This window comes from Streptomyces sp. NPDC002004, assembly GCF_053593975.1.
Map to the genome: position 1 here is coordinate 509,648 of NZ_JBSFDP010000001.1, position 17,986 is coordinate 527,633.

Sequence of the window (17,986 nt, forward strand, 5' to 3'; positions counted from 1 at the left end):
CTCCTGCGCCTGAACCTGAAAAGGCTCATTCGTGGCGAACATCAAGTCCCAGATCAAGCGGATCAAGACCAACGAGAAGGCCCGGCTGCGCAACAAGGCCGTCAAGTCTTCCCTGAAGACCGCGATCCGCCGTACCCGTGAGGCCGTCGCCGCCGGTGACGTCGAGAAGGCCACCGTGCTCGCGCGCGAGGCCTCCCGCAAGCTGGACAAGGCTGTCTCGAAGGGCGTCATCCACAAGAACCAGGCCGCCAACAAGAAGTCGGCGCTTGCTTCCAAGGTCGCGTCCCTCCAGGGCTGAGTCGACGACTCACCGAGCACCGACTCCCTGAGCAGCAGCTCATCGAGTCCGGCTCACCGACTTGACCGCCGGGAGGAACCAGAGCGGGCCCTCTCTCATCCGCTCCCGACCGGCACCCCCCGGGTCTGCACGCGGCCTGCGTTCGCCACGCGGGTGCGGACCCATCCGGTTCATCCCGAAGGCCCCGTCCCTCGTCCTTCCCCAGGACGCGGAGCGGGGCCTTCGGCGTGCATGCACTCCGACGGGGCGGGCGGGGGTGGGTTCGCGCTCGGGACCGATCTCGGAACGGAGCTCGGTTCGGGGCGAGGCTGTGTGCGGGGGTGGGTGCCGGACGCCGCGTTCGGACGCGTTGTCGGTGCCGCGTGGGATGCTTGAGCGCGATGCCCAGGAAGACTGCGAACGACGACCCCCTCGCCCCCGTCACGATTGCGGTGGGCCAGGAAGACCTGCTGCTCGACCGTGCCGTGCACCAGGTGGTGGCCGCGGCAAGGGCCGCCGACAGCGACACCGACGTACGGGACCTCACCCCCGACCAGTTGCAGCCCGGCACCCTCGCCGAACTGACCAGCCCGTCGCTCTTCGCCGAGCGCAAGGTCGTCGTCGTACGCAATGCGCAGGATCTGTCGGCCGACACGGTCAAGGACGTGAAGGCGTATCTGGGGACCCCCGCCGAGGAGATCACCCTGGTGCTGCTGCACGCGGGCGGAGCCAAGGGCAAGGGGCTGCTCGACGCCGCGCGCAAGGCCGGGGCTCGGGAGGTGGCCTGCCCGAAGATGACCAAGCCGGCGGACCGGCTGTCCTTCGTGCGCGGTGAGTTCCGCACGCTGGGGCGGTCCGCGACGCCCGAGGCCTGCCAGGCCCTGGTCGACTCGATCGGGAGCGACCTGCGGGAGCTCGCGTCGGCCGCGGCGCAGCTCGTGGCGGATGTCGAGGGGACGATCGACGAGGCCGTCGTCGGCCGCTACTACACGGGGCGGGCCGAGGCGTCCAGCTTCACGGTGGCCGACCGGGCCGTGGAGGGGCGGGCCGCGGAGGCGCTGGAGGCCCTGCGGTGGTCCCTGTCCACCGGGGTCGCCCCCGTCATGATCACCAGTGCCCTCGCACAGGGTGTGCGGGCCATCGGCAAGCTCTCCTCCGCACGCGGAGGACGGCCCGCCGACCTGGCCCGGGAACTCGGGATGCCGCCCTGGAAGATCGATCGCGTCCGTCAGCAGATGCGGGGCTGGACCCCGGACGGCGTCGCGGTCGCCCTGCGGGCGGTCGCCGAGGCCGACGCCGGCGTCAAGGGCGGCGGCGACGACCCCGAGTACGCCCTGGAGAAGGCGGTCGTCACGATCGCCCGCGCCGCCCGGTCCCGGCGCGGCTAGCAGCGGACTCCGTACCTGTCGCGCCGGGCTCCCCACCCGGAGCGCCGAACACCACGGCAGCGCGGTCCGAGCCGGCCGGCATTACGGCTCCTCGCGCCAGCCGTCCCACTCCGCCGCGAACTCGTCCAGCGCCTTCGGGTCGAGTTCGTCGTCCGGGTCCGCCAGGACGACGAGCCACTGCGCGTCCTCCGCGTCGTCCTCGCCCGCCAGCGCATCCCGCACCAACCGCGGGTCCTCCACCAGCCCGAAACGCTCCCCGAGCGCCTCGGCCGCCTCCTCCGCCGCATCCCGATCCGGCATCACCAGCACATGTCTCACATCAGTCACGTGCACATTTTTCATCCACCTTCGAATCGGTCCGACGTCGGGGCGCCCCACCCCGGGGGCCCTCCCCCCTCCCCCCTCCCCACCCCCCGAGAGCCCCGCCGCCCCCTCCCCCTCCGTCCGCCGCCTCCCGCCGCCCGTACGGCGCCCACCGCGCCGGCTGCCGCTCGTTCCCCGCCCAGCGCGCCAGGCGCCCCTCCTCCTCCCCACGCGCGGCGCCTCTTCCTGCACCCCCACGCACGGCGCCCACTCCTCGACCCACCACGCAAAGCGCCCCGCGCAGCTCACTGCACCGGATGCCCCGCTCCGCCGACCCCGGTCCTCAGGGTGCGGCCCGGGCCCGGGACCACCGCCACCGCCCCGTCCTGGTCCGTACGCAGCACCTCCGCACCGTTGGCCTGAAGCGCGGCGACGGTGCCGGGCGCCGGGTGCCCGTAGGGGTTGTCCTCACCCACCGAGATGAGCGCCAGGCGCGGTGCGGCCCGGCGCAGGAGCAGCGGGTCCTGGTAGGCGGATCCGTGGTGCGCCACCTTGAGCACGTCCACGGGGCCCGTCGCCGCCCATGCGGGGCTGCGCAACAGGGCCTGCTGGGACGGTGGTTCGAGGTCGCCGAGCAGCAGCAGGGTGAGCCCTGCGGTGTGCACGAGCAGGACGACGCTCGCGTCGTTCGGGCCGTCCGGGGCGGGCATCGGGTGCGCCGGGGGCCACAGCACCCGCCAGTCGACGGGGCCCTCGCGCCGCTGCTCGCCCGCGGCGGCGCGTATCAGCGGGATGTGCCGGGCCATGGCCTGCCGTCTCACCGACTCGGCCTGTTCCCGGGGCTCTTCGAATCCGGTCGTCTCGATCGCCCCGATCTGCCGTCCGCGCAGCACTCCGGGAAGGCCCGCGACGTGGTCGGCGTGGAAGTGGGTGAGCACGACCAGCGGGATTCTCGTGATGCCGAGTGCACGCAGGCACCGGTCCGCGAGCCGTGGGTCGGGGCCGGTGTCCACCACCACGCCGGTGCTGTCACCCGTCGCGAGCACGGTGGCGTCGCCCTGTCCCACGTCGCACATCGCGTACCGCCAGCCCGGTGGCGGCCATCCTGTGATCACCCGGGTGAGCGGCGGGGGTTGCACCACGACGAGCAGCAGTCCGAACGCACAGGCCGCGCACAGCCACGGCCGGCGCAGAAGGCGGCGGGCGATCAGTGCTGCCGCTGTCGTGACGAGCGCGAGCAGGAGGGCCCCGCGCCAGCTGCCCGGCCAGGGGACGCCGCTGCCGGGCAGCGATGCCCCGGTGCGGGCGATCCACGCGATCCCTGCGGCGGGCCACGCGGCGCACCAGGCCAGCGCCTTGGCGAGGGGCATGGCCACGGGGGCGGCCGCCAGCGCCGCGAACCCCAGCACCGTCGCCGGTGCCACTGCGAATTCCGCGAGGAGGTTGCACGGCACGCCCACGAGGCTCACCCGTGCGGCCAGCACGGCGACGACGGGTGCGCAGACCGCCTGGGCCGCGGCCGCCGCCGCGAGCGCCTCGGCGGCCCGTGCGGGGAGGCCACGCCGCTGGAGCCCTGCACTCCAGCGCGGGGCCAGGGTGAGGAGGGCGCCGGTGGCGAGCACGGAGAGCAGGAAGCCGTAACTGCGTGACAGCCAGGGGTCGTACAGGACGAGCAGCAGCACCACGGCCGCGAGTGCGGGGAGCAGTGATCTTCGCCGGCCGGTCGCCAGCGCGAGCAGTGCGACGCTGCCGCAGGCCGCGGCCCGGACCACGCTGGGATCCGGTCGGCAGATCACCACGAACCCGAGCGTGAGCGTGCCGCCGAGTAGCGCGGTGGTGCGCAGCGAGAGGCCCAGTCGAGGGGCGAGTCCTCTGCGCTCGGCCAGTTGAGCGGTGCTCGCGGGGCCGATGAGGAGGGCGAGCAGGATCGTGAAGTTGGCTCCGGACACGGCGAGCGTGTGCGCGAGGTCCGTCTCCTTGAACGCGTCGTCGAGGTCCGGGGACACCCTCGAGGTGTCGCCCACGACCAGTGCGGGCAGCAGGGCCCGTGCATCGGGAGCGAGTTCGGCGGTGGCTTGTGCGAGGCCGTCGCGCAGTCTCCCGGCGATCTGCTGGAGCGTCGAGGGCGCCGCGACGATTTCGGGCGGGTCGCCGCCCACGCGCGCCACGGCTGCGAAGCGGTCGTCGCCGGACAGCGGGGGCGTGAGGCGTACGTGGAGCCGCAGTCGGGTGGAGGGGAGCAGCCGCGGCCATGCGGATTCGGGGGGTTCGGGTCGGGGGATGCCGGGCGCGGCGGGCGCCGCGCCGTCGCGGTCGGGTGGCTGGTGTCCGGTGGGTGTGGTGCGTCGTCGGGGTGTGTCGATGACGAGGAGGACGGGGGCGCGGGTGTCGGTGACCGTGCCGTCCGGCGTGGTGACGCGCAGGACCTCGGCGTCGGCGACGAGTGCGGTCGGTGTCATGTGGTCGCCCGTGATGCGGGGGCGGGTCCGGTGGGGGTCGGTGGTGAGCTGGGCCTCGATCGTCGCCGCGGCGTAGTCCCGGGCGAGTGCAGGAACGGGGCCTCGGTGCAGGTCGGCCCCGTGCAGGGCGGCGGAGAGGGCTGCTGCCGCGATGCAGAGCAGCACCCCGGCGGCGGTCACACGGCACCAGGTCTCGGCCGGTGCGGCGGGGGCCGGTCCCTGTGCACGGCGGCGCCGTCGTACCGCGATCCGGCCCAGCAGGGCGGCTGCCGTGAGGGCGGCGGTCACCGTGGTCGCCGCTGCCCATGGCGCGGGTGCGCCGAGCATCACTGCTGCGGTTGCCCATGCTGCTGCGGCCGGGGTGACGAGGCGCAGGTCCGCCGGTCCTTCCTGCCGGGGGTGTGCGGCCCCGAGCGGGTTGTCGGAGGCGATGTGGACGTCCGGTCGTCCTTGTCGGCCTGTGTCCTGGGGCACGGGGTCCTGTGCGCCTCGGGTCGTGTCCGCTTTCGTGCGTGCGGTCATGGCCGCACGAGGTCCTTCAGATCCGTGAAGCGGCGGTCGCCGATGCCGTCGACCTCGCGCAGCTGGTCGACCGAGCGGAAGCCGCCGTGTTCGGTGCGGTAGTCGATGATGTGCTGGGCCAGCACGGGGCCGACGCCCGGCAGTGCGTCGAGTTGTTCGGCGGTGGCGGTGCTGAGGGCGACGGGCCCCGTGGCGGCTGCCGCTCCGGTGCCCGACGTGCCCGACGTGGAGGCGGCACCCGCGGGGCCGGGACCCGCCCCGGTCTGTGTTCCCGGTCCCGTGCCGGGCGGGGCACCGACGACGACCTGCTCGCCGTCCACGAGCAGCCGTGCCCGGTTCAGGCCCGCCAGATCCGTGCCGGGTCGCACTCCCCCGGCGGCCTGGAGTGCGTCGGCCACCCGGGAGCCGGGCGGCAGTCGTCTGATGCCGGGTTGGCGGACTTTTCCGCTGATGTCCACGACGATCGGGGGCGCGGTCGCGGTGGGCCCGGTCGATGCGCTCGCCGGGCTCGGTTCAGTGGGGTCCGCGGGGGCGGCCGGTTCCGGCGGGGCCGCGTGCACCACCTCCGGTGGCCGCACCGGGCGAGTCCGTCCTGTCCAGAAGTGCTGTCCGGCGAAGATCGCCGCGGCAACGAGCACTACGACGAGTGCCACGACGCTGCGGCGCTCCAGTCCGCATCGCGTCTGGAGCCACAGGGGCAGCCGCTCCCGCATCGCGAGGGTGGCCCGGGCCCGCCAGGTCGGGCCGGCGTCGCCACCGGTGCCGACTCGGCCGGGCGGCGGCCGCTCCTCGGCGTCGCCTCCGACCGGTTCGGGCGCGGGTACGGCTCCGGTGCCGACGGGGGCGGGTGTGTCCCGCGGTGGGCCGGGGCTGGCCCTGCCGAGTTCTTCGCCCGGTCCGCCGAACAGTGTCTGTGCCCGCAGGCGCAACATCTCGGCGGAGACTCGTCGTTGGTGCCGGACGGGCGTGCGACGGTGCCGACGGCTGCTGCGGCCGTCCGATGCCGGGCCTCGGCCGGGGCCGGACGTGGGGTTGGCCGCGGTGCGCGTCGCGGAGGGTCGGTGGGTGCGGGAAGGTGAGTGAACTGCCATGCATGCAAAGCTAGGCATGGCCGTGGAATGCCGTTGATCTTGCTCGATTCCCGGGGATTACCGGGCAGTTGTGGATATCTCCGTCACCCGCACGAGCTACCTCGCGCTCACTGCCGTCGCGGCACAACCCGCACCACGCTCACCGCAGACCGAGCGCCACGCTCACCGCATGTCCCGCACGTGGCGGGTGCCGGACCCCACACGGACCCCGAGCACCGCAAGCCCCAGGCCCACCGCGCTCACCGCGCCCACCGCGCTCACCGCGGTGACACGACCGCCCCCAGCAGCCCCGGCCCGGTGTGTGCGCCGATCACCGCGCCCACCTCGCTGACGTGCAGCTCCTGAAGGCCGGGGACACGGTCGCGCAGTCGGTCGGCGAGGACCGTTGCCCGTTCCGGTGCGGCGAGATGGTGGACGGCGATGTCGACGGCACTGGTCCCGGCGCGCTCGACCACGATCTCCTCCAGGCGCGCGATCGCCTTGGAGGCCGTGCGTACCTTCTCCAGGAGTTCGATGCGGCCGCTGTCGAGCTGGAGCAGGGGCTTGACCGCGAGCGCGGATCCCAACAGCGCCTGCGCGGTCCCGATGCGGCCGCCCCGCCGGAGGTTGTCGAGCGTGTCGACGTAGAAGAAGGCGGAGGTGTCCGCCGCGCGCTTCTCGGCCGCTGTCACCGCCTCGTCCGCGGTGCCCCCGGCGTCCACGCTCTCCGCAGCGGCCAGCGCGCAGAAGCCGAGCGCCATCGCGACCATGCCGGTGTCGACGACGTGCACCGGCACCGGGGCCTCACGGGCCGCGAGGACCGCGGCGTCGTACGTCCCGGAGAGCTCCGACGACAGATGCAGCGAGACGATGCCGGTGGCGCCCGACTCGGCGATCCTGCGGTAGGTCTCGGAGAACAGTTCGGGGCTGGGCCGGGAGGTGGTGACCGGGCGCCGCTTCTGAAGGGCCTGGGCGAGAGAGCGCGCCGAGATCTCGGTGCCCTCCTCGAGCGCCTGATCTCCCAGGACCACGGTCAGGGGCACCCGGATGATGCCGTGGCGCTCCATCGTCCGCTGCGGCAGGTAGGCCGTTGAATCGGTGACGATAGCGACATGGCGGGACATGAGCTGGAGATTACCCGCCGGAACCGGCCGACGGCAGCCCAGCCCCTTCCCGCCACACCCGGGGCCCTGATTCACACCGGCTCTTTACCCGAAAACCTCGCCTCTTCATCCGAGGACTCCGCGTCAAGTCGTGGTCTCGGGGCGGGTCTTCTGCTGCCAGGGGTAGGAGGGCCGCTGCTCGGGCGGCGTGACCGCGGGACGGGGCGGCCCGGCGGCTTCGGTGCGGGCGGGGGCCGGTTCGGTCGTCCAGTGGCGGAGCGCGCCGGCCTCCATGTCGATCTGCTCGCTGAGCGATTCCAGGTCGTCGTCCGCGAACCGGCCGGCACGGTCACGGAGCGCCGCGCGCAGGGAGTCCGCGGACCCGGTGATCTGCTCGGTGCGCCGGCGCAGCCCGGGAAGCAGCCCAGCGATGACGGCCCGGTCGGGCTCGCTCTCCAGTCTCTTCAGCTCGCGGTCGAGGTCGCGGCCGTGCACGCTGAGCCGCTCGAAGAGGCTCAGGGACTCCTTGAGGGACTCGTCCTGGGCGACACCCGCGTGCAGGGCATCCTGGGTCGCCCGCATCGACGTCCGCAGCTTCAGGCGCAGCTGGGCGAGCTCGCCCACGGGACCGGCCTGGGCGTAGGTCCTGGCCTTGAGGCCGGTGTCCTCGACCGCGCGGCGGGCCTGCTCGATGGTGCGGTCGAGGCCGCGCTTGGCGGCACCGAGGACCTTGACCGTGATGTACGCGCCGAGCACCACGAACAGCACGAAGAACACCGCCACCACTGTGATCACGGTTCCCATGGCGCTCCTCCCGAGTCCTGCGACGGTTCCGCGTGGGCTTGGCGGGCCCGGCGTGGCTCTTCCACCGTAAACGGAAAAGGCAGGCCGAGGGTTCCTGATGAACCCCCAACCTGCCCGTAGGGGATTACCCCGCAGGGACTGGCCCGACGAGTCCGCGGTCACCGTGACCGCAGGGCCCGTGACCCGTGGGTCAGGGCCCCGGTCCCGGGGTCCGCGCTCCGTGCGGACCGGACACGGAAGGTGCGCGGTCCGCACGGAGGGGGCTCGGGCCCACGCCGTTGCGGCGCCCCGGCACTATGCCGGAACGATGTTGACCAGCTTCGGCGCCCGCACGATGACCTTGCGGATGCCCGCGCCGTCCAGCGCCGCCACGACCTTGTCGTCGGCCAGTGCCACCCGCTCCAGGTCCTCGTCGGAGATCGACGGGGACACCTCCAGGCGCGCCTTGACCTTGCCCTTGATCTGCACGACGCAGGTGACGGTCTCGTCGACGACGTACGCGGGGTCGGCAACCGGGAAGTCCCGGTGGACGACCGAGTCGGTGTGGCCCAGCTTGCGCCACAGCTCCTCGGCGATGTGCGGGGCCAGCGGGGCGATCAGCAGCACCAGGCGCTCGGCCACGGTCCGCGGCAGCGCACCGCCCGCCTTGGTCAGGTGGTTGTTCAGCTCGGTGATCTTGGCGATGGCGGTGTTGAAGCGCATGCCCTCCAGATCCTGGCGCACGCCGTCGGCCGCCTTGTGCAGGGCACGAAGCGTGTCCTCGTCGACGTCGGACTCGGCGACGTCCGCGACGGTGACCTCACCGGTCGTCTCGTCGACGATGTTGCGCCACAGGCGCTGCAGCAGCCGGAACTGTCCGACCACGGCGCGGGTGTCCCACGGCCGGGAGACGTCCAGGGGGCCCATCGCCATCTCGTACAGGCGCAGGGTGTCCGCGCCGTACTCGGCGCAGATCTCGTCCGGCGTGACGGCGTTCTTGAGGGACTTGCCCATCTTGCCCAGCAGGCGGGTGACCTTCTCGCCCTGGTGGTAGTACGCGCCGTCGCGCTCCTCGACCTCGGCTGCCGGGACGGCGATGCCGCGGCTGTCCCGGTAGACGTATGCCTGGATCATGCCCTGGTTGAACAGCTTGTGGAACGGCTCGGCCGACGACACGTGGCCCAGGTCGTACAGGACCTTCGACCAGAAGCGTGCGTACAGCAGGTGCAGCACGGCGTGCTCGGCGCCGCCGACGTACAGGTCGACGCCGCCGTGCGGCATGCCCTCGCGCGGGCCCATCCAGTACTGCTCGATGGCCGGGTCGACCAGCTTGTCGCTGTTGTGCGGGTCCAGGTAGCGCAGTTCGTACCAGCAGGAACCGGCCCAGTTGGGCATGGTGTTGGTCTCGCGGCGGTACTTCTTCGGGCCCGAGCCGTCGCCCAGGTCCAGCGTGACGTCGACCCAGTCCTCGTTGCGGGACAGCGGGGTCTCGGGCTGGGTGTCGGCGTCGTCGGGGTCGAAGGTGCGCGGCGCGTAGTCGTCGACCTCGGGGAGCTCCAGGGGCAGCATCGACTCGGGCAGCGCGTGGGCGACGCCGTCCTCGTCGTAGACGATCGGGAAGGGCTCGCCCCAGTAGCGCTGGCGGCTGAACAGCCAGTCGCGCAGCCGGAAGTTGACGGTGCCCGCGCCGATGCCGGTGCGCTCCAGCCACTCGGTCATGCGGGCCTTGGCGTCGGCGACGCCCAGGCCGTCCAGCGAGACGGCCTCGCTCGAGGAGTTGACCAGCTTCGCGTCGTACGAGGCGAACGCGTCGTCCCACGCGGACGGGTCGGTGCCTCGGTCGTCGTTGGGCTCCACCACGCAGCGCATGGGCAGTTCGAAGGCGCGGGCGAAGGCGAAGTCACGGGTGTCGTGCGCCGGGACCGCCATGATGGCGCCGGTGCCGTAGCCCATCAGGACGTAGTCGGCGATGAAGACGGGGACCTGCTCGCCGCTGACCGGGTTGGTGGCGTACACGCCGGTGAAGACGCCGGTCTTGTCCTTGGCCTCGGCCTGCCGCTCCACGTCGGACTTGGCGGCGGCCTGCTTGCGGTAGGCGTCGACGGCCTCGGCGGGCGTGGCGTGTCCGCCGGTCCACACCTCGTGGGTGCCCTCGGGCCAGGCGGCCGGGACGAACGTGTCGACCAGGGGGTGTTCGGGGGCCAGCACCATGTAGGTGGCGCCGAACAGGGTGTCCTGGCGGGTGGTGAAGACGGTGATGGAGTCGCCGTCGACGGGGAAGTCGACGCGGGCTCCCTCGGAGCGGCCGATCCAGTTGCGCTGCTGGAGCTTGATGGCCTCGGGCCAGTCCAGCGCGTCCAGGTCGTCCAGCAGACGGTCGGCGTAGGCGGTGATGCGCATGTTCCACTGGCGCAGCTTCGCCTTGAAGACGGGGTAGTTGCCGCGCTCGGACCGGCCGTCGGCGGTGACCTCCTCGTTCGCCAGGACGGTGCCCAGGCCGGGACACCAGTTGACGGGTGCGTCGGAGGCGTACGCCAGGCGGAACCCGCTCAGCACGTCGGCGCGCTCGGCGGGGGTCAGCTCGCTCCAGCCGCGCGTGGAGCCCGGTACCGCGCGCTCACCGCTCTCGAACTGGGCGATCAGCTGGTCGACGGGCCGGGCCTTGCCGGCCTCGTCGTCGTACCAGGAGTTGAAGATCTGCAGGAAGATCCACTGGGTCCACTTGTAGTAGTCCGGGTCGATCGTGGCGAACGACCGGCGCTTGTCGTGCCCCAGGCCCAGTCGGCGCAGCTGGGCCTTCATGTTCTCCATGTTGGCCTCGGTGGACACGCGCGGGTGCGTGCCCGTCTGCACGGCGTACTGCTCGGCGGGCAGGCCGAAGGCGTCGAAGCCGAGCGTGTGCAGGACGTTGTGGCCGCTCATGCGCTGGAAGCGGGCGAAGACGTCCGTGGCGATGTAGCCCAGAGGGTGGCCGACGTGCAGGCCCGCACCCGAGGGGTACGGGAACATGTCCATGATGAACTTCTTGGGCCGGGCGACGATCTCCGCGCCCGCCTCGCCCGCTGCGGCCAGGTCTCCGCTCGGGTTCGGCGCCTCGTACGTGCCGTCGGCGTCCCAGAAGTCCTGCCAGCGCGCCTCGATCTCGGCGGCCATCGCGGCCGTGTAGCGGTGCGGCGCGGCGGCCGCCTCCGCGGTGGATGCGGCGGAAGGTGTCTCGCTCATGATCCTCAAAGCTCCATCGGTCGTCTCTGCCCGCGGCAAGGCTCGTGGCCAGACCTGTGTCCACAAACGAAAAGGCCCCTCGCACAGGAGGGGACGCCGCGCCGATTCCAACCGCGCTTCAGCGGCGGTCGGGACTGATCAGCGCGGCCCGCTAAGCAGAAGGCGTACGGCACGCATGGCGCCAGGGTACCGCAGCCCCCACAGCGGCCGCGACGACGTTCCGCGAGCTGACCGAAGGTCAAAGGTTACTCGGCGTACCACCCATTAACGGGACAACGCCAAAAGCATATTTCCCTTTGATAACAACGCAATAACTCAAACCGCGTACCCGTCGGTACGAGAGCGACCTAGCATGCGGCAACGGGACCGTTTCCCGAACCATTCGGAGTCGCCCCCCATGAACCCTCAATCCGCTCGTCGCAGGATCCCCTCGGTCGACGTCTCGAGCCCCCGGGCCCGAGGCGGCATCGCCACCGTTGCGCTTCTGCTGCTCATACCCCTGCTCGTCCTCATAGGAGGTGACGGTTTTCGTGGCTTCCTGGACTTCGGTGCCGGCGTACTGTCGCTGGTCTCGCTCAGCTGCTCCGTGATCTGGGGCCTGGTCGCAACCGACCGGCTCTTCCTCAACACCCGCCAGCGGCTCGTCGCGCAGGCCATCCACCGGACGACCGCGGTCTCCTCGATCGCGTTCCTGCTGCTGCACGTCACGGTCAAGATCGCGCTCGACCACACCTCGCTCCTCGCGGCCGTCGTGCCGTTCGGACTGGGCGTGTCGGGCACGGCCGGTCTCATCGGCTTCGGCTCCGTCGCGGGCCTCCTGATGATCTTCACCGGTCTCACCGGCGCACTGCGCAGCGCCTTCGCGTCCCCCGTCCAGGTGGCGGCCCGCTGGCGCGCCGTGCACATGCTGGCGTACCCGGCCTGGTGCTCCGCCCTGATCCACGGGCTCTACGCGGGTCGCGCGGCCAAGCCGTGGGTCACGGTCATGTACTGCCTGTGCCTGGCCGCGGTGGCCGGCGCGGTCGCGCTGCGCGCCGCCCCCGAACCCGTCAAGCGGCGCATCGCCGACCGGGTCCTCGCGCTGCTCCAGTCCTCGCGCGGCCGGCGCCGGCGGCGCCGGGACACGGCGGACGCATCGCTCCCCGGCAGCCGCTCCTCGGCGTTCGCGGACACCCTGTCCGGCGCCCGGTCCGCCGCGCTCGCGGATCCGCCGGCCGAGGCGGCCGCCCCGAGGATGCCCGCGCCCAACCCGCCCCTGTACGAGGCGCCGCCGTCGGCGGCGTCGTACGACACCCTGTCCGGCGCCGCGTACGACACCCTGTCCGGCGCCGCCTACGACACGCTCTCCGGCGCCGCGTCCCCGCGCGGGGGTGTGGGCATGGCGGCCGCGTACCGGGCCGTCTCGGGGTCCGCGTCCGGGCCCGACTACGGCTCGGAGCCCCCGCTGCAACCGACGGAGACCCTCCCGCGCGTGGAGGAGGATGCGGCGTCCCGGTGGCCGTCCCCGTCCCCGCCGCCGCCGGCCGAGGCCCCGCCCTCCGCGTACGACCCGGCCTACGACACCCCCTACGGCGGCACGCCCGCCTACGGCGGCACCCCCGGCTACGACGGTGGGACGGCCTACGCCGACACGTCGATGTACTCCGATCCGTCGGCGTACACCGCCGCACCGGCCTACGACACCACCACCCCCTACGCCGAGGGCCCCGTCACCGAACCACTGCCGGGCCCCTTCCAGGCACCCAGTTCCGGTGAGCCCTGGAACGCGCCCACCGGAGGCATGAAGTGAACACCGCACTACCCGACGTACCCGAAGTCCGTGTCGTCGGGCTCCCGCAGCTGACCTCGGGTTTCGACCTGGTCGAGCGGCTCGATCTCGGGATGCATCTGAAGGTGCACGGCCCGCTCCAGCCGATCGGCGGGGAGCAGTTGGCCACGCTCGCGGAGCGGATCTCGCTGCGCGGGCGCGGCGGCGCCGGATTCCCGTTCGCCAAGAAGCTGCGGGCCGTCGCCGAGTCGGCGATTCGCCGCGGGGTCCGTCCCGTCGTCGTGGTCAACGGCAGCGAGGACGAGCCCGCCTGCCGCAAGGACACCGTCCTGATCAACCGTGCCCCGCACCTGATCCTCGACGGGGCCCTGCTGGCCGCCGAGGCGATCGGCGCGCGCACCCTCGTCATCGGGGTGACCCGGGACTCCACCGAGGCGTCCATGCAGGCCGCCCTCGCCGAACGCGGCCTGACCAACCGGCGCGGATCGACCCTCCGCGCGCGGGTGCAGCGCAATCCCGTGCGCATGGTGACCGGCGAGTCATCGGCGCTGATCCGCTCCGCGGACGGGGGGCCACCGCTGCCGCCGGGCCGCAAGGTGCGCGCCTCGGACACCGGAGTCGGAGGCGCCCCGACGCTGCTGTCGAACGCGGAGACCTTCGCCCAGCTCGCCATCGCCGCCCGGATCGGCGCCGACCGGTACCGGAACACCGGGCTCCAGGACGAGCCCGGCACGGTCATGCTGACCGTCTCGGGCGCGGTCGCCCGGCCGATGGTCCTCGAGGTACCGGCCGGCGTCCCCCTGCGGTACGTGCTGCAGCTGGCGGGCGCGCCGCCGCAGCCCCAGGGCGTCCTCACGGGCGGCTACCACGGCAAGTGGCTGGACGCGGTCAACACACACGACGCCGTCGTCTCCCGGGCCTCCCTGGAGGCGCGAGGCGGGGCGCTGGGCGCCGGCGCGATCCTGCCGATCGGACCCGACACCTGCCCGCTCGGCGAGGCGCTGCGGGTGGCGCAGTGGCTCGCGGCCGAGACGGCCGGCCAGTGCGGCCCCTGCTACCTCGGGCTGCCGGCGGCCGCACGCGGCCTGGAGGACGTGCTGAACGGCGGCGGCCCGACCGCGCTGGAGGCGCTGCGCCAGGTCACGAAGTCCGTGAAGCGACGCGGTGCGTGCAAGCACCCGGACGGCTCCGCGGCCTTCATCGAGTCCACGATCTCGGCGTTCACGGACGACCTCGCCGCGCATGTCCTGGGCAGCGGCTGCGGGCGCCCCGTACAGGGTGTGCTCCCCCTCCAGGACGACGAGCCGGCGCAGGGCGAGTCGGCGAGCCGTCAGCGGCTCTACGTCGACTGGACGCTGTGCCGGGCCCACGGGCTGTGCGCGGACATCGTGCCGGAGCTGCTCCAGCTGGGCCCCGACGGGTTCCCGACCGTCGCCGAGGCCGCCGTGCCGCCCTACGCGGAGGCGCGCGCCCTGCGCGCGGTGCGCCGCTGCCCCGCGCTCGCGCTGCGCATCGAGGAGGATCGCCCCGCAGTGCCGGCGCCGCGCCAGTCGCTGCCCGCCCTCCCACCGGGCGGCCGGGGACGGCAGCTGCCGCCGGGTGGCCGTGGCCGCCGCGCCCTGGGCAGCGGACGGGACTGACCGCCCGTCCGCATGCGGATGCGGGTCACCCGGCCGGGGTGGCCCGCCGTGCGGCGCAGGAGAGGCGGGCCCCGGCGGGCGGCCCGCACCCTGCGGCCTGTGCCGCGGGCCCGAGAAGCCGTGCGCAGCGGACAAACCGCACCCGGGGGCCCGTGCACCGGAGGCAGCCGCGCACCGGGGCGATCGTGCGCATACGGAAAGAGGGCCACCCTGACGGGTGACCCTCTCCAATTCCTGTGGAGCTAAGGAGAATTGAACTCCTGACCTCCTGCATGCCATGCAGGCGCTCTACCAACTGAGCTATAGCCCCTCGCGGCCGTGCGGTGGAACCGCACTTCGACCGTGTCGCCCGGTTTCCCCGGCGGCGACGCCAACATTACAGGTCACTCCGGTGCACCACCAAATCGTTTCCCGCCCGGTCGGATTTGACCGGAATGCCCGTATTGCCCTGCCGGTGATCCCGGTTCCGGTCCCGCCCCCGCCGGCCCGGTGCTCCGCCGCTGCGGTCAGGCGGTGGCGAAGGAGTAGAACCGCTTCAGGGTGCAGTGCTCGTCGAGGAGCCGGCCGTAGATCGGCTCCCCCTCGAGCTCACGGTACGTCTCGATGGGGTCGCCCTTTATGATCAGCGCCCGCGCGCATTCCTCGCACCAGTACTGGTAGTCGGGGTTGACCGGTTCCATGTCGCGGACGATGGGCGTGCCGCCGCCGCACCAATCGCACTTACGCCTGTGTGCACCCATCGATCAGCTCCAGCTGTGGCCGCAGGCCGTGCACACGTACGAGATGCCGCCGTTGTCGCCGAGCACCTGGGCGACATGTGCGGAACCGCAGGACGGACAGAGAAGGAGGGACCTGGCGAAAGGCCTGAAGCGGGCTGGTTCATCCGGTGTTCCCGCCTCGACGAGAAGGCCATCGGCCTCCCCGCGGATGCGCGCAGGCATCGATTCTCCCTCCCGTCGGGTCGCGTCCCCCTTCCGGCCGTCCGATTCTGCCACGGCCGGAGCAATACGGTCAGCGACGCAGGCGTACCAGTCCGGACACGGCACCCAGCGCGGCGGCCCCGGCCAGCGCGTACGCGCACACCAGGAGCGCGTCCCCTGAGGTATACGCCCCCGGAGCCTCTGCCGCCTCAAGCCGGTGGAGAAAAACTGCGCCGAGGGCCGCGACGCCGACGACCTGGCCGAGCTGGGCGACCGTGGCGAGCAGTCCGCTGGCGTCCGCCGCGTCCTCGGCCCGCACGGTGGCAAGCGCCCGGGTGAGCGTCGGACCGAACCCCAGCGAGAGGCCCGCACCCACGCCGGCGTACGCCCCGAACACCCACGCGCCACCGTCGCCACCGTTGCGCAGCAGCAGGCCCACGGCGAGCACGGAGACACCGGCCAGCGCGAACCCGCCGGGGATGAGCCCACGTTGCCAGGAACCCGGCCACCTGCGCCAGGTCAGCCCGACCGCGCCGAAGACCACCGCGGTCGGCGCGAACGTGAGCCCTGCCCGCAGCGCGCTGTAGCCGAGCCCGCCCTGGACGTGCAGCGTCAGCGAGAAGAGGAACCCGGCGTTCACCGCCATCACGGCGAGGATCCGGACCACGGCGAGGCCCATCCCGGGGGTGCGCAGCACCCGGGGAGCGATGAGCGGCGCGCCGCCGCGCCGGGCCAGCCGGGACTCGTACCCGTGGAAGAGGGTGAAGAGCACGGCGGACGCGCCCAGGGACACCCACGACCACAGCGGCCAGTGCTCCTCCTGGCCCAGCGCAAGCGGCACGGTCAGCAGCGAGACGGCGCCACCGAGCAGCGCCAGGCCGGGCAGGTCGAGCCCGCGGGCGCGCTCCCGTGCGCCGGCTCCGTCGCGCGGCAGCACACGGCTGCCGTACAGCAGCAGGGCCAGGCCGACGGGCACGTTCACGAGGAACACCGGCCGCCAGCCGGCGCCGAACAGGTCGGCGCTGACCAGGACGCCGCCCAGGACCTGCCCGGCCGCGGCGCCGGTCGCGAGGACCGCCGAGTAGACGCCGAGCGCCCGGGCCCGGGCCTCGCCGGTGAAGGTGCGCTGGATCAGGCTGAGCACCTGCGGGATCATCACGGCGGAACCGGCGCCCTGGGCCAGCCGGTAGGCGATCAATTCCCCCGTCCCTCCGGCGAGTCCGCAGGCCAGTGACGCGGCGGTGAAGAACGCGAGCCCGGTGAGGAAGACACGCCGGTGGCCCAGCAGGTCGCCGAGCCGGGCGCCGGTGATCAGCAACACCGCGTAGGTGATGGTGTATCCGGCGATCACGAGTTGCAGTCCTGCGCCGGTCGCACGGAGTTCGGTGCGGATGGTGGGCGCCGCGACGTTCACGATGAACACGTCGAGCAGGGCCATGAACTGGCCGGTGAGCACCACCGCGAGCAGGCGTTTGGGCCGGTTGTCGGTGGCAGGGTCTTTACTGGTGGCGGGAGTTGGACTCGCCGAGGGCGAGGTGGTCGTCGTCATGCCCCGAGGCTGGCGGCGGGCCGGTACGGGTGCCGAGAGCCCGTCGATGCTGGTACCGGCAGCACCTGGCACCGGTGGGAGGGGGCACCGACCATGGGGGATGTGACGACGATGGTTTCGACCCGGCACCGCAGGCCCGAGCTGGCCGCGTTCCTGCGCAGTCGGCGGGCGCGGGTGACGCCCGCGGACGTGGGGATGCCGCCGGGTCTGCGGCGCCGCACCCCGGGCCTGCGCCGCGAGGAGGTGGCGCAGCTCTCGGGCGTCGGCGTGACCTGGTACACCTGGCTGGAGCAGGGCCGGCCCATCAACGCCTCACCGCAGGTCCTGGACGCGGTGGCGCGCACCCTGCGCCTGGACCCGCCCGAGCGCGAGCATCTGTACCACCTGGCCCAGGTGCCGTACGCGCCGGACCGCGAGGCCGCCGCCCGGGGCGTGGGCCCCGAGATCCAGGGGGTCATCGACGCGCTGGACCCCAGGCCGGCGGTGGTCTACAACGCGCGCTACGACATCCTCGCCACGAACGCCGCCTACCGCGACCTGTTCTTCGTGCCGCAGTCCACGGCCGCCGACGGTGCGCCGAATGTGCTGTGGACGCTCTTCACGGTGCCCGAGCGCGTCTGCCCGCTGGTGTTCCGGGACGCGGAGCTCCCCGTGATGGTGGCGACGCTGCGCTCGTCGTACGGCCGCCATGTGGGCGAGCCCGCCTGGGAGGAGTTCATACGCGGACTGTCCGCGGCCAGCGCGTACTTCGCGCGGTTGTGGGCGACCGGTGACGTGGCGCCTCCGGGGCCGCGGGTGAAGACGTTCCGGCACGATGCGGTGGGCGAGCTGCGGATGACGTCGGTTTCGCTGTCCGTCGACGGCATGCCGGAGTGCCGGATCGTGGCGTACACGCCGGACGACGAGGAGAGCGAACACAGGACCGCGCAGCTGCGGGAGCGGCGGGGCACCCTGCGGGCGCCGGCGATGTGAACCGGGCAAC

Annotated in this window: 14 protein-coding genes and 1 tRNA gene; 5 read left to right on the plus strand and 10 right to left on the minus strand. The window is 72.8% G+C overall.

Annotated elements, in window-relative coordinates:
* Positions 1-31 precede the first annotated feature (31 nt).
* Positions 32-298, plus strand: coding sequence for a 30S ribosomal protein S20 (gene rpsT, locus ACWCP6_RS02195; protein WP_450930389.1), 267 nt, complete (start codon positions 32-34; stop codon positions 296-298).
* Between the two features lie 380 nt (positions 299-678).
* Positions 679-1,665, plus strand: coding sequence for a DNA polymerase III subunit delta (gene holA / locus ACWCP6_RS02200; RefSeq protein WP_450930390.1), 987 nt, complete (start codon positions 679-681; stop codon positions 1,663-1,665).
* 81 nt (positions 1,666-1,746) lie between these two features.
* On the opposite strand, the gene ACWCP6_RS02205 is transcribed toward holA, so the two are convergent.
* The 6 genes from ACWCP6_RS02205 to leuS form a co-directional block, all read right to left on the minus strand.
* A complete protein-coding gene (locus tag ACWCP6_RS02205) occupies positions 1,747-1,992 on the minus strand; it encodes a hypothetical protein (protein WP_450930391.1) in 246 nt (81 codons plus the stop codon).
* A gap of 281 nt (positions 1,993-2,273) precedes the next feature.
* Complete coding sequence (locus ACWCP6_RS02210) at positions 2,274-4,949, minus strand: ComEC/Rec2 family competence protein (RefSeq protein WP_450930392.1); 2,676 nt, start codon at positions 4,947-4,949, stop codon at positions 2,274-2,276.
* Complete coding sequence (locus ACWCP6_RS02215; RefSeq protein ID WP_450930393.1) at positions 4,946-6,040, minus strand: helix-hairpin-helix domain-containing protein; 1,095 nt, start codon at positions 6,038-6,040, stop codon at positions 4,946-4,948. The genes ACWCP6_RS02210 and ACWCP6_RS02215 overlap by 4 nt, the downstream gene beginning before the upstream one ends.
* Positions 6,041-6,297: 257 nt before the next feature.
* A complete protein-coding gene (locus tag ACWCP6_RS02220) occupies positions 6,298-7,143 on the minus strand; it encodes a DegV family protein (protein ID WP_450930394.1) in 846 nt (281 codons plus the stop codon).
* Positions 7,144-7,266: 123 nt separating this feature from the next.
* Positions 7,267-7,926: a hypothetical protein gene (locus ACWCP6_RS02225; protein WP_450930395.1), complete on the minus strand. Its 660-nt coding sequence runs from the start codon at positions 7,924-7,926 to the stop codon at positions 7,267-7,269.
* A 294-nt stretch (positions 7,927-8,220) separates the two neighbouring features.
* Positions 8,221-11,127: a leucine--tRNA ligase gene (leuS, locus tag ACWCP6_RS02230; RefSeq protein ID WP_450930396.1), complete on the minus strand. Its 2,907-nt coding sequence runs from the start codon at positions 11,125-11,127 to the stop codon at positions 8,221-8,223.
* 397 nt (positions 11,128-11,524) lie between these two features.
* On the opposite strand from leuS, the gene ACWCP6_RS02235 reads away from it, so the two are divergent.
* On the plus strand, positions 11,525-12,916 hold the full coding sequence (locus tag ACWCP6_RS02235) for a ferric reductase-like transmembrane domain-containing protein (protein WP_450930397.1): 1,392 nt from the start codon (positions 11,525-11,527) through the stop codon (positions 12,914-12,916).
* Complete coding sequence (locus tag ACWCP6_RS02240; protein WP_450930398.1) at positions 12,913-14,535, plus strand: NADH-ubiquinone oxidoreductase-F iron-sulfur binding region domain-containing protein; 1,623 nt, start codon at positions 12,913-12,915, stop codon at positions 14,533-14,535. The genes ACWCP6_RS02235 and ACWCP6_RS02240 overlap by 4 nt, the downstream gene beginning before the upstream one ends.
* A gap of 237 nt (positions 14,536-14,772) precedes the next feature.
* Here ACWCP6_RS02240 and ACWCP6_RS02245 read toward each other — a convergent pair.
* From ACWCP6_RS02245 to ACWCP6_RS02260, 4 genes are all read right to left on the minus strand, one after another.
* A tRNA-Ala gene (locus ACWCP6_RS02245) sits at positions 14,773-14,845 on the minus strand.
* Between the two features lie 196 nt (positions 14,846-15,041).
* Positions 15,042-15,275 carry a hypothetical protein gene (locus ACWCP6_RS02250; protein WP_255951692.1) on the minus strand — a complete coding sequence of 78 codons (234 nt, stop codon included), beginning with the start codon at positions 15,273-15,275 and terminating at the stop codon, positions 15,042-15,044.
* Positions 15,276-15,278: 3 nt separating this feature from the next.
* The gene (locus ACWCP6_RS02255; RefSeq protein ID WP_450930399.1) at positions 15,279-15,476 is read right to left on the minus strand and encodes a hypothetical protein; all 198 of its coding nucleotides are present in this window, start codon (positions 15,474-15,476) and stop codon (positions 15,279-15,281) included.
* Between the two features lie 70 nt (positions 15,477-15,546).
* Positions 15,547-17,004 (minus strand): MFS transporter, encoded by a 1,458-nt coding sequence (locus ACWCP6_RS02260; RefSeq protein ID WP_450930400.1) that lies wholly within the window; start codon positions 17,002-17,004, stop codon positions 15,547-15,549.
* Between the two features lie 93 nt (positions 17,005-17,097).
* Between ACWCP6_RS02260 and ACWCP6_RS02265 the strand changes: the two genes are divergently transcribed.
* Positions 17,098-17,976, plus strand: coding sequence for a helix-turn-helix transcriptional regulator (locus tag ACWCP6_RS02265; protein WP_450930401.1), 879 nt, complete (start codon positions 17,098-17,100; stop codon positions 17,974-17,976).
* The last annotated feature ends 10 nt before the right edge of the window (positions 17,977-17,986 follow it).